Source organism: Arenibacter lacus (genome assembly GCF_008711145.1).
In the GTDB taxonomy this organism is placed as follows: Bacteria; Bacteroidota; Bacteroidia; order Flavobacteriales; family Flavobacteriaceae; genus Arenibacter; species Arenibacter amylolyticus.
On record NZ_VVIN01000073.1, the window covers coordinates 1 to 13836 of the forward strand.

The following is a 13836-nucleotide window of genomic DNA, read 5'->3' on the forward strand; positions in this document are numbered from 1 at the left end:
AATATAATTGTAGTTTTTAAAATTTCATTTAAAATGATAGTGTCTTTATTATGCACTTACTATATAATCACCTTTTAAATATAGAATCTAGATTTACTGCGGATAACGAGTGTATTTTAATAATTACTGATGTGCAAAAGTAATTCTATGATCCCATAAAGTAGAGGTTTACTTTAAATTCTTTCTAATCTTGAGATTTATAGTAAAACCATCTCAATGTAAAAATATATCACTCTCAAAATAATTATAGAGAAAATAGGCTAATACTATGCATATACTAATGCTAAAAATGTAAATAAACATCCATAAGAACACTTCGTAAACACAAAAGCGGAAAGGCCCTATTAAACTATACCTATTTCATATTTAGTTTTATCATTAATCCTTATTCAAAACTTATTAACTACACTGTTCCCTAGATATCGTTCACACTCATAAAAAAATAACATTTACAAAAATTACAATCTATTCCTCCATATTAATAAAGCAAATAAGTCTGCCTAATTTTTTTGAACTCATGGAGCTCTTCTTCCCATGATGCAAATATATCGGCCAAAGAGGCTCCATCGCGAATCATATTTTCTAACCTTCTTGTGCCTAAAAGCCTATTCATGGTACTTCCATCCCATTCCAACTTATCTGGATGGATTTCATGAATAGCCCATACCATGGCTATACCCGTTTTAAATGTTTCAAAAATATCCCGATTTACTATGTTAATTTTTATACCATTACAGACTTCACCTGCGAGATAAGGGTTTCTACTATGAAAGATTTTTTTTTCTGGTTCAAACCTTACAGCTTCAAATTGAACTCCCTTTAAATGGAGGTTATTTAGTAGTGTTACAACTTTAGTATGATTAATCCATGGCGCTCCAACATTTTGAAAGGGCATTTCTGTACCCCTACCGGCCGAGATATTTAATCCTTCAAAAAGACATGTCCCAGTATACGTTATTGTCGATTCCAAATTAGGAAGGTTTGGGGATGGTTTCACCCACTTAAGTCCAGTCTGATCTAACCACATGGAACGCTTCCAACCCTTCATTTTAATAACATTAAGCTTGGCCCGCTTACCTCCCCTTAACATTCGCTCCCCATTGTATAATCTAGCTAGTTCGCCCATCGTCATCCCATGTATTACAGGGACTTTACCAAAAGCACCAAAACCATATAAAAATTCATCATCTGTTATATATCCATCCACTTTTTCCCCTGTAATTGGATTTGGTCTATCTAAAACTATAACTTCGATATTGTTTTCCGAAGCAGCTTCCATAACAAAACCAAGAATATTTATATGCTCATAAAAGCGGGCTCCAACTTCTTGTATATCGAATACAATTACTTCAGTGTCCTTCAACATTTCTCTTGTTGGTTTATGAATGGTCCCATAAAGAGAATATTTAGGTAGACCTGTTTCCTTATCAATATCATCCTCTTTATCCTGAGGTAAAGAATAATCATTAGTTCTTATATTAAAGTGCATACCAAAAAGAACAACTAGTTCGGCATCTGGATAATTATAAAGGGCATCTGCCAAGTGAGTACCATTTGATAACCGACCTGTGTGATTTGAAACCAAGGCTATTTTTTTGCCGTTTATGAGGTGTGAGAATTCGGTGAAAAGTCTGTCAGCCCCAACTGTAACAGATTGATCGTTGTTAGGAAGGTTAGGTTTTGGTATATCAGCAGCAGTCGCATAATTGGACGATAATGTGAGCATAATACATACAATAGCAAAGGTGAATAAAGTTTTGGCGAATGCTAATTCTTTAAATGCGTTCATAATCATTAATTCTGGTTGTTATAAGCAGCCTTAACAGCTTTTTTTCTTATTAATAAATTAAATACTTATCCCTGATTTGTTTAAATTCTTCTAGATCTTTATTCCAAGTAGTTCTAATTTCTTCAAAAGATTTTCCTTGCATTATTTGCTCCTTTAATTTTGGTGTTCCTGCCAATCTATCAAAGTGCTTATTATTGCTGAAAAATTTATCTTTTTGGTTAGTACTATTATATGCTTTAATTAGCCATGTAAAATTCAATCTATCCAAATTCTCGGTATTTGTTAAATTCAATCCATAACATTCTACATTTAAATATTTTGGTTTTTTCGCACCAAAGTTCGGTTTCGGAATAAATGTAAAATCATAAGCATCTCTAGGAAGATCTGGGGAGCCAAATATCTGAAACTGCATTTCGGTTCCTCTTCCACAACTTACATTTGTACCTTCGAATAAACAAAGACTTGCATAAAGATTAATCGACTTATTATTTGGTAGATTGGGTGAAGGCCTCAATGGAAGACTATAAGATGATTTATGAGTGTAATTTTCTAGAGGAATAACTGTTAGATCACATTGAACTCCATTATTAAGCCAATTTTCCCCATTTACCATTTTTGCATATTCTCCAATTGTCATTCCATAAACAATGGGGACAGGATGTAGTCCTACAAAACTTTCATAACCTTTCTCCACAATTGGACCGTCAATATAATGTCCATTTGGATTGGGCCTGTCCAAAACAATGACAGGGATCCCATTTTCTGCACATGCTTCCATCACATAATGCATTGTAGACAAATATGTATAGAATCGTACCCCTACATCCTGAATATCAAATACCACAACATCTATACCTCCTAATTGTTCAGCAGATGGTTTTACATTGTTTCCGTAAAGTGAAACAACAGGTAAATTTGTTTTAGCATCTCTAGAATCCACTATTACCTCTCCCGCATCCGCTTTACCTCGAAAACCATGTTCCGGAGCGAAAACTTTAGCAATATTTATATCAAGAGCCAATAATGAATCCACAAGATGAATATAAGGGTCACCTCCCTTATTATCCTTAAAAATTACGGAGGTATTATTAGCAACTATTCCAATATTCTTATCCTTTAGATTAGGTAAAAACTTATCCGTTTGATTTGCTCCAACAACAATAAGTTCTTTCTCCGTACTCGTAACCTTTTCTACTTTTTTGACAGCCTGTCCACAGGATAGCAATGAAAAAATAGCACAAACAAAAACTGTATAAAAACCACTTCTCAAGATTATAGGATTATTCATTTCAAATAGTTTTAATTGCTAATGATATATTTATATCCAAAGTGCTTAACCCAAAATACTTAGGGTGCTATAATTCAGTTTCGATTTTGAGTTATCCAAGATTTTTGGATTTACTCTGATTAAATTGGCACCACCTATTTCCTTTGCCTTTACCTTATCTATTTTAGATCAAAAAATTGCACAACATTTTTAGTTATTGCATAACTATGGGGCTAGTTAAATTTATTCATTAGCCTTTTATAAAAACGATCATTATATATAACATTTTATCATTTATTTTTATTCTTGATCAATACAAGCCCCACTACCGTTAAGCTGGCATTCACCGCTATACTTATAAAACCAAAATCGAAATCCCAATTCCTTTCAAAATAGGCACTCAGAAGATAAGTGGCAATTGGAGCTATTATGCAAATTAGTGGCACAAATTTATCCTTAATACTGATTGTTGTAAACATCCCAAATAAATAGAGACCAAGGAGAGGACCATAGGTATACCCCGCCACATTGAAGATTAGAGAAATGACATCCCCCCTACTATTTGAGAACAACATAATAATTATAAATATTACACCGGAGAAGCCAACCAACACCCAATTTTTAAGCTTCTTCTTCTCCGTATGGGATTTATGGGATATGTCTAGAAAATCATAAGTAAAGGAGGTAGTAAGAGCAGTTAAGGCCGAATCTACACTTGAAAAAGAAGCCGCAATTATTCCAAGTAAAAAGAACATTCCGGAAAATAATCCAAGATGGTTCAAAGCCAAATCAGGAAACAACGTATCAGTATCCAAGAGTTGGCCATTGTCACCTATTGCTAGGGATATTCCCTTATTTTCGGCATAAATGTACAACAACACCCCTAGCCCCATAAACAAGAATTGGGTTATAGCTAATATTAAACTATAGGTCAATGTGTTTTTTTGAGCATCCCATTTATTTTTACATGTCAGTGTTTTTTGCATCATATTTTGATCTAGGCCTATCATGCCAATAGCAACAAGAATTCCTGCAATAAACTGTTTGTAAAAATTATTACTCGATTTGTTATCCCAATTAAAAACTTCAAAATACTTATGATGAATCACTTGTTGAACAGATTCCCCAAAAGATAAATTTAAAGTTGTTATTATGGTGTAAATAGTTATAACAGCTCCTAATATTAAAAAAGTGGTTTGCATGGTATCGGTCCACACAATGGTTTTTATTCCTGATTTGTTGGTATAGAGCCAAACTAAAATCAAAATAATGATAACCGATAAAAAAAACGGAATATTGAACTTGTCAAAAAAAGCAAATTGAAGAATTTTTGCCGCTAACAATAATCGCAAGGCTGCACCAAATGATTGAGATAGCAAAAAAAACAAGGACCCTGTCTTATAGGTCTTATTTCCATACCTTTCTTCTAGATAGGAATAAATAGATACCAATCTTAACCTGTAGTAAAGCGGTATCAACACGAATGTAATGAAAAAATAACCAACTACATTGCCAAGTATAAATTGGTAAAAGTAGAAACTGTTGTTCCCTACCATTCCCGGCAACGAAACGAAAGTAACTCCCGAAAGGCCTGCACCGACCATACCGAATGCCACCAAAAACCAGGGAGATTGTCGGTCTCCTGTAAAATAGGTTTCATCACTTCTTTTCTTAGAGGTGAAGTAGGAAATTGTCATTAGCATTCCAAAATAAATTACTAAGACACAAAGTATAAATATGGGGTTCAAACTTTTATCTTTTTATTGTTTCTAAATATGACCTAATTCAGTTTCACAGAATTGAATAGGTCTTTTTAGTATTTTAGATTTTCAAAGGAATCCAGGATTTCCATCGAGGCATTATTTTCCACCCAATTCTTTATAACAGTTATTTAATTTTGGGTAAATCAAATATATTTATGCCACTGATCAACATTTAATCTGTAGACAAGTGGCATAAATATTATTCATTAATAATGGATAATGGATAGTGGAAACTTCAGCTTCTTAACTTTCTTACTCTTTATCCCACCACATTCTGGTAAGCAAACCATCACCTCCCTGCTCCGCTATTGCTGCTTCAACATTTTTAGGATTATTTAGTTTTTCGGAACCAGGATAAGGCAATCTTCTCGGTATTTTACCACCTGTAAGTGTTGTCGCTACTTCGGCAGGAACTAATTCAGGGTATCCCGAGCGCTTCCAATTCGAAAATGTTTCTAATCCGTTTCCAAAAGTGGCCACCCAATATTGTTCATTTATCATTTTTAAAGCTTCAGTAGAATCAAAAGGATTAGCTGCTAAGTAATCACTAATTTCAGTTGGTGTTATATTAACACCGTGTCCGTATAAGGATAAGTATTCCATGGCCGCAGTTACACCTGCATTATAATGCCCTTCCACATCACCATCTGCCAAATTCCAACGTTCCGCGGCTTCAGCTAACATAAACTCAACTTCGGCATAAGTTTGGAAGAAAAAAGGTGCATCATAAATTACTACACCCGAACCTCCAAAAATATTAATATTAGGCTTTGAGTTTGCAACACCTCTTTCCGGATTGTTAATATCTTGTCCAAATTGTAATGCAGGATCTGTGTCACCATCTACAGTAGAAAATAAAACAGAAACTCGTGGATCATTTCTATCTTTCATGAAGTCCATTAAAGTTTTAGAAATTTTCACTTGTGTTGGAGCTCTTGAGGTAAAACATTTTGTTAGGGGGTTTACATTAGGTCCACCGTCATTTGCAGAGTTCTCATATTTTGTATAAGCAATATCATCGTTACTTGTCATAACCCCACCACTAATTGCTTTAGCAGCCCACGCTTGCGCTGCGGCATTATCTACTTTTACCATCCTCATAGCTAAACGGAGCATTAAGGAATTTGCAAATTTCTTCCATTTTTGAACATCACCACCATATAACAAATCTGCAGATCCATAAGAACTAGCGCCTCCGGCATCTAAAGTTACCGCAGAATTTTCTAAAGTGGCTAGCATGTCGGCATAAATATCACTTTGCTTATCATATTTGGGAAAACGTATTCCCTCTAAAGAACCCTTACCTGCTTCGCTATATGGGATATCCCCATAAATATCCGTTAATCTACTAAAAATCAACACCTTTTGGATCCTTGCTATAGCCAAATCTGTAGCAGCAGTAGGCGCTTCACTTGCTTCTAATTGCGCTTCTAAATCAACAATATTCTTAACAGTATTAGAAAATTGCTCTTCGAAAAACTGATGAGTGTTTCCTTCCTTGTATAAAAATGACACATAGGAGGTATTGTTAAGATGTTGAATATTCTGCATTAAATGAATAACATTCCAAAACAAATAAGCTACATAACTACTTCCACCAGTATATAGCTGAATAAAAGTAAGTTTCGTTGAAGGATCCAGTTGTGTGGGTTTTGTAGGGTTAACATTTAGCTCTTCATAGCCCTTGTCGCAAGAACCAACCATTACAACTATTGCTAGTACAGTAAGTATTTTTTTTATTTTCATTTTAATTCAATTTTAGAATTTAACATTAACAGAAAAACCATAGCTTCTGGTTGCCGGCACACCAAACCTCTCAATGCCTTGGGAGTTAAGATTATTTAAAGCCGCTTCTGGATCAACGTTGTTAATATCTTTTGAGATAAAGAAAAGATTTCTACCTATTAACGAAAATCTTAAGTCGTTCATAAAAGATTTTTCCAAAACATTTTTTGGTAAATTATAAGATAATGACAACTCTCTAAACTTGATAAAGTCAGTGCTATATACAAATTCCTCAGAAATACCAGCACTCTCTTCACCTACACGACCATAATAGGTCCTTAAATCTTTAGGGGCTACCGTTGTGGAAAAAGGCTGTCCAGTAGCATCATCTATCCCAGAGACAACTAAGCCATTTTCACGACCTTCAAGTGTTTTTTTATCAAGTCCTCTTAAGACTAATTCCCTGTTTGTCCCGGAATGTACACTTCCCCCATATTTTGCATCAATTAAAAACCCAAGGGACACATTTTTATATTTAAAAGTGTTTGAGAAACCTAAGGTATATGGAGCTACACCTTCTCCCAAAATTTTATTTTCTCCTTGTACAGGTCTTGGTATAGTACCACTATTATCATAAAAAATATTACCAGCTTCATCTCTTTTATAGGATGAACCATAAATTACCCCATACCGCTCTCCTACAATATGTGAAATTATGGCAGTTCTAGATCTCGTTTGGCTGCCATCAACATTGATCGGGGTATTTTCTTCATCTGTAGCTATAATTTTGCTATCATTAAACCCAAAATTAAAGGAAGAGTACCAAGAGAAATTATCATTTCTTAAAGGTGTTCCCCCGATCAATAACTCAACTCCCTTATTTTCCAACTCACCGATATTTAAAATTGCAGAGGTAAACCCAGAAGATTGCGAAGCCGCAGCTCTAACTATGTCGTTATTGGTTTGGTTAGCGTAATAAGCCACATCCAATATTAAACGGTTTTCAAAAAACCTTCCTTCAAGACCAAATTCGTATTCGGACTTTTGAAAAGGAACCAAATTGGGGTTAGGAATTGAATTGCCATTTAGCTGGCCAAAGGATTGCCCTTGGAAGGAACCAGAAATTTCATAATCTAAATTTAGAGCATAGGCATCTTGAGCACCACCTGCAACTTGGGCGTAACTGGCCCTAACTTTTGCATAGTTAACAACCTGTGGCAAATCCAATGCTTCGCTTAACAAATAACTACCACTTAAAGACCAGTAGAAATCATTATTAGGGGTGGTTTTACCAGGAAAAGAAAGAGTTGAAAACCAGTCATTTCTTCCCGTAAACGTTAAGAATAATAAATCATCATAATCAACTTCAAAAGAACCGTAAACTGAACTTGTTTTGGTCTTAAAATAATCATTGGTTGGTTCTGGAAGTGTAGTATTGTTTATATCTTCCAATCCTATAACTATAAAACCTCTACCCAATGCACTCAAAGATTCAAACATTGTTGTTCTAGAATTTATTCCAATTATAGAGTTAGTTGATATTTTATTCGTGATTGGCAACTCTACACCCAACATTAAATCTGCATCAACAGAAGTGAATTTAGATTTACTTTGCAATAACTCACCTGCTGGACGGTAAGCCGTCCCATGAGGAGTCACTTTTTGCCTAGCCAAATCATAGGTATCTAACCCAGCTCTACCATTTATATAAAGCCAATCAACAACATCATATCTTAATGTTGTTGATCCAGTAAATCTATTCTTCTTATCATCATTATTAAAGTTATTCACTACCCAATATGGATTAGATATAAATTGACTAGGCTGAAATAATAGCTCCGTTCCTTGGTCATTCGCACCTGGCTTCAAATTATAAATATCCAAATTACCAGGAAGTGTATAGGCGACGGTATTTGCATTCCCAGGAGTGTCACCAAGGTTAATACGGTTATGTACTTTTTCGATTACATATTTTGCATTGATGGTAGAGGTTAACTTAGAATTTATTTTTGATGAAGCATTTAATGATAACGACTTTCTGTCCAAAGTTGATCCTGGAAAAATATCTTTATTATCTAAATTAGAAAACGAAAATCTGTAATTATAATCATCCCCAGCATTGGATAAAGCAACAGTATTAACAGCTGTTTTTCCAGTGTTATAAAACTTATCTAAATTACTGCCTAGATATGAGTAAGGCCTTTTTACACCATCCCAATTATACACTTGACTCCCATCATATTTCGCCCCCCATGAATGTAATGAGTATGTAAAGGAATTATCAATAGCCAAAGCTGGATCTGAAATTTCCACTGGATTATTATTTACGTCGTACTCATATCCCGGCCTTAAACCCTGATTACCTTGACCATAGGCAGTTTGAAGATTTAATAGCCCCATATTTACTTCTTCAAAAGAAAAAGAACTGGAATACTCAACACCAAAACTCTTTTTACCTTTACCAGATTTTGTAGTAATCATAATAACTCCATTAGATGCCAATGATCCATACAAGGCAGCAGCAGAACTTCCCTTTAACACTGATATCGTTTCTATGTCATCAGGGTTAATTGAAGAAATATCGTCCCCACCATCCCCTGTGCCATCATTAGTTGGACCAACAACGGATCCATTTGTATTATTGATTATAGGAATTCCATCTACAACATAAAGGGGTTGATTATTTCCAGTTAATGAACTTGCACCACGAATAATTACTCTACTTGAACCTGAGGCACCAGTACTACTCGTAGAAATGTTTACACCAGCAACTCTACCTTGCAACGAGTTCACAGCACTGGTAGTTTTTACTTGAGCTAGCTCATCTCCATCCACTTGGGTCAAGGAATACCCTAAAGCTTTGGATTCCCTTCTAATACCTAAAGCAGTTACAACAACTTCATCAAGAGTAGAAGCATCTGGAATCATAGTGATTTCTAAACTCACCCTATCATCTACCGTAATCTCTTGGGGAGCATATCCTAAATAAGATATTACCAAGACAGATCCCTTGCCAACTTCTAAGCTAAATTTTCCGTCAAAATCGGCAACAACACCTTCAGTTGTGCCTTTTACCACAATACTTGCACCAGGAAGTGGGATCCCACTCTCATCCTTAACTGTACCCGAAACTAAAGCTGTTTGAGCAAACAGCACCTGAGAGAAAAAGACTAACAACAATGCTGGTAGCATAGATCGATTTACTTTCATAACTTTCTGTTAAAATTGATTAGTAATCAAACCTATAATATAAACCTCACCTATGCAATAAAAAACTGCAAAAGTCGTCAAAATACGATGTAAAACGGCAAAAACCTCGGTTTTTGCAATATTTTATCGCTGATTTCTTGCATATTTATGATCTTTAGTACTATTTTCACCACTAGAAATGAATAAGTCGCTTTAAATAAAGCACTATTAATTCTACAATACTCATAGCTATAGTACGGATAACTAACTCATAATTTAACTTAAACTGATTGTTTGGAAAAGAATAAAAGACATCAAATTATCCTTCACCAAGTACATATTCACAACAGGGTACTTTTAAACGATTTGGCAGGTATACTCAGTGTTTCTATGGATACAGTCCGTAGAGATGTTAAGGAACTTGATAAATTAAAACAACTAAAAAAAGTACACGGAGGGGCAGTTTCAAATGGATTTAATTTACATTCAGACCGCACACGTGAAATCTATAAGTATGAAAACAAATACCTTATTGCGGAAAAGGGGATTTCCCTTTTAAATCATGGAGATGTAGTATTAATCAGCGGTGGATCTACTAATCTTGAACTGGCCAAACTACTTCCAAAAAAAATGAATCTGACATTTTTCACACCTAGTTTACCGATGGCAATTGAATTACTAAATAGTTCATCAAGTCGATATGAAGTTTATCTCATAGGAGGAAAACTATCGAGAGGTTCGCAATTGGCAACTGGAGGAAGCGCCATAAATATTTTATCAGAAATTACGGCAGATATTTGTTTTCTTGGAACTGGATATATTGATATTGATAAAGGTATTACAGAAGTAGACTGGGAAATTGCCCAAATGAAGAAAGCCATGATAAAGGCCTCAAAAAAAACTGTTTCTCTAACTATTTCAGAAAAGCTAAATACCTCTAATCGCTATACTATTTGTGACTTAAATTCGCTTGATACGTTGGTGACTGAACTAGACCCTAGTTCTGCTGCCTTAGATAAATATAGAACTGTTGGGATAAGCCTCCTTTAATACTATATACTACTAATTAAATTCCAACAATTATGCTATATCTTGACATTGATAAAAGAATAAAAACTATTTAAAATAAAACAATGGTGATATCGATATTCGATTACAGACATAAATCTTCGCTTAATAACAAAAAATTAAACACATGTATTTTTTTTCTGATTTTAATGATCTTAATCCAAAAAAAAAGCATCTTTATATTGTATTTGACTCAGATAGACCACTATAGTTCATTGAAATACAAGAAGTTCATTTCAATTTAGTTTAAACCGAGCTTTAAAGAAGGACTTATTCTTAGTTTATTATCCCGTGAAGAAATTCTCCCCTTCATTCCAATAAATCTAAGGTGGATTGCATGAATAGTAAACTTTAAGAATATTCAAGAACAAACCTAAAGAAATATTTTTTTTTAAAATAAATAGATTAAAAGTGGATTTTTAAGGAAACCCAATCATAAAATTAAATTCTAAACCTCATTTATTAATAACTCAACGAATTTCTCAGATTTTTTTAAACGATAACTAACTTAATTTAAACCAGCATAGATTATGAGAAAACAATTCCCAAAAAAAAGGATAAAATGGTTAGACCAAATATTCTTTTGCCTATTGGTGGTTGGGTGCACAAATGTATTTGCCCAACTAAGTCCCGTTACAATTAATGGGAATATCATTGAAAATGGTCCTGGAATACCCATAGCTGGGGTTTCGGTCTATATTGAAAACACCTCATATGGGGCCGTTACGGACTTTAATGGCGATTATAGTTTAACCGCTGAATTGGAAAACAAAGACTATACCCTAGTCGCCAGTTACCTCGGGTTTACTACCCAAAAAATTACCATTCGTCCCACATCCGATCAAATTAATCTAGATATTAGACTAACGGAAGATCTTTTAAGTTTGGATGAAGTAGTGGTAACCGGTACTGGGACAGGAGCCAATAAACGGTCGTTGGGAAATGCGATTTCTTCGGTAAAATCCGAAGATCTAACCAACAATGCCGCAACCCAAGTTGATCAGGCCATTGCTGGAAAAGTTTCCGGAGCCCTGGTTCAACAAAATTCAGGTGATCCTGCAGGCGGAATTAGTATTCGACTCAGAGGGCCAAGTACTATTTCCGGTAGCTCTGACCCACTATACATTGTCGATGGAATCATCATTAGTAACTCTAGCAATGAACTTATAGATTTGGGAGGAAATTCCCAGAATAGATTGGCAGATCTCAACCCGAACGACATAGATAAAATTGAAATTATCAAGGGTGCTGCCGCAGCAGCCATATATGGATCGAGAGCAAGTAATGGAGTAGTTCAAATTTTCACCAAAAAAGGAAAGACTGGTAAAGCGAAGTTTACTTTTATGACCAATACAAGGCTTAACGAACTCCGCAAGAACATGGATTACAATACCGTTCCCCTTGCATGGGAAGTTTCTACGGATAGAAACAATCTAACAACCGTACCCGTAGAACGATATAATTTACAAGATTTTATATTTGACAGCGGTTTTGGTCTGGAAAATTATTTCTCCGTTAATGGAGGAAATGAAAAAACATCATACTTCCTATCGGCCTCCCATTTGGATAACGAAGGAATTGTGAAAAGTACCAATTTTAAACGCTACGGAATTAAGGCCAATATTACCCAAGAAGCTTTTAACTGGCTAGATATTACAGGCGGTTTCAATTATATTAGAAGCGTTAGTGACGATGTACCCAATGGGGGAATCAACTCGGCCTATGGTGCATTAACAGGTTTCTTGTTTAGTGACAACTCCATAGACCCTAGACCAGATGCTTCAGGGGTATATCCGGTTACTTCTCCCCTAGTAGCGAGAACCAACCCCCTGGAAGCGGTGGATCGTTTTAATTTTAATCAAAAAACCAACCGCTTTATTACTAGTATTACCTTGGATGGAAAATTCAATGAACACCTGACGGCTAAATATACCCTTGGGATGGACTTTTACAATCAATCTGCCTTTGCTTTTATCCCGATCAATAATACCTCTACCGTACCTGATGGTTTTTCAAGAAGATCGGATTTAAATAGTTTTCAATACAACAGCGATCTAAACCTATCGTATAGAACAGCTATTACCGATGATTTGAATTCCATCACCACCTTAGGGGGATCTTGGCAATATGAAGAAAGGGACCGTGTTGGAATAAATGCAACCGGACTACCGCCCGTAGTACAGACTGCCACGGGAGGAAGTATCGTGGAGCAAGGAGAATCGAGATCCCAAATTTCGTATTGGGGAGGCTTTTTACAGCAATCTTTTTCATATAGAGATAAGGTATACCTTAATGGTGCACTTCGAATGGATGGTGCTTCTACTTTTGGTAAGGATGAGCGGAATCAGCTATATTTTAAGGCCAGTGGATCCTATGTGGTATCCGATGAGGATTATTGGAAAAACACCTTTTCCGAATCCTTTAACTCTTTTAAAATAAGGGCATCCTGGGGACAGGCAGGTAACCTTACCGCATTGGGGGCCTTTGATAGATTCTCGGTTTATAACCCCTCTTCCATAAGTGGGGCGGTAAGCCTTGTTCCGTCCACTGCACAGGGAAATGAGAATTTAAAACCTGAGAGACAGGACGAAATTGAATTGGGCTTCGACGCCGGACTCCTCAATAATAGATTAGGATTGGAGTTCTCCTACTACCATCAAAAAGTAACGGATCTATTACTTCCCAGAGTCCTGGCTCCGTCGAGTGGATTTAGTTCTAGATTTGAAAATGTTGGTAATCTTGAAAATAAAGGGATCGAAATTCTTCTTAGGGCAGCTCCTATAAAAAATGAAAATTTGATATGGGATATTACCGCGACCTTCTCTAAAAATAAAAATGAAGTGACCAATGTTGCGGGTGGTGGCAGACTAACCCTGAGTGGAAGCTTCGCAACAAACTATGTTATTGAAGGAGAGCCACTGGGGGTTTTTTACAGACAATTCTATGCTAGGGAAGCAGATGGGAGCATTTCCCTGGATGAAAATGGGTACCCCTTTAGAGGAACCACGGAAGATGGTGAATCTTCTAAAGTACTG

Annotated in this window: 7 protein-coding genes; 2 read left to right on the top strand and 5 right to left on the bottom strand. The window is 35.6% G+C overall.

Features of this window, described 5'->3' with window-relative positions; genetic code table 11:
* Positions 1 to 478: 478 nt before the first annotated feature.
* The 5 genes from F1E73_RS15045 to F1E73_RS15065 form a co-directional block, all read right to left on the bottom strand.
* Positions 479 to 1789, bottom strand: a complete 1311-nt coding sequence (locus tag F1E73_RS15045; RefSeq protein WP_191089032.1) for an exo-beta-N-acetylmuramidase NamZ family protein — start codon at positions 1787 to 1789, stop codon at positions 479 to 481.
* Positions 1790 to 1838: 49 nt separating this feature from the next.
* Positions 1839 to 3077: an exo-beta-N-acetylmuramidase NamZ family protein gene (locus tag F1E73_RS15050; protein WP_150452390.1), complete on the bottom strand. Its 1239-nt coding sequence runs from the start codon at positions 3075 to 3077 to the stop codon at positions 1839 to 1841.
* A gap of 269 nt (positions 3078 to 3346) precedes the next feature.
* Positions 3347 to 4753: a sodium:solute symporter gene (locus tag F1E73_RS15055; protein WP_223883459.1), complete on the bottom strand. Its 1407-nt coding sequence runs from the start codon at positions 4751 to 4753 to the stop codon at positions 3347 to 3349.
* A gap of 318 nt (positions 4754 to 5071) precedes the next feature.
* Positions 5072 to 6565, bottom strand: a complete 1494-nt coding sequence (locus F1E73_RS15060; RefSeq protein ID WP_150452392.1) for a SusD/RagB family nutrient-binding outer membrane lipoprotein — start codon at positions 6563 to 6565, stop codon at positions 5072 to 5074.
* A gap of 12 nt (positions 6566 to 6577) precedes the next feature.
* Positions 6578 to 9754: a SusC/RagA family TonB-linked outer membrane protein gene (locus F1E73_RS15065; RefSeq protein WP_150452393.1), complete on the bottom strand. Its 3177-nt coding sequence runs from the start codon at positions 9752 to 9754 to the stop codon at positions 6578 to 6580.
* 273 nt (positions 9755 to 10027) lie between these two features.
* On the opposite strand from F1E73_RS15065, the gene F1E73_RS15070 reads away from it, so the two are divergent.
* Positions 10028 to 10783 (top strand): DeoR/GlpR family DNA-binding transcription regulator, encoded by a 756-nt coding sequence (locus F1E73_RS15070; protein ID WP_150452394.1) that lies wholly within the window; start codon positions 10028 to 10030, stop codon positions 10781 to 10783.
* 548 nt (positions 10784 to 11331) lie between these two features.
* On the top strand, positions 11332 to 13836 hold a 2505-nt coding region (locus F1E73_RS15075; protein WP_150452395.1), incomplete at its 3' end, for a SusC/RagA family TonB-linked outer membrane protein.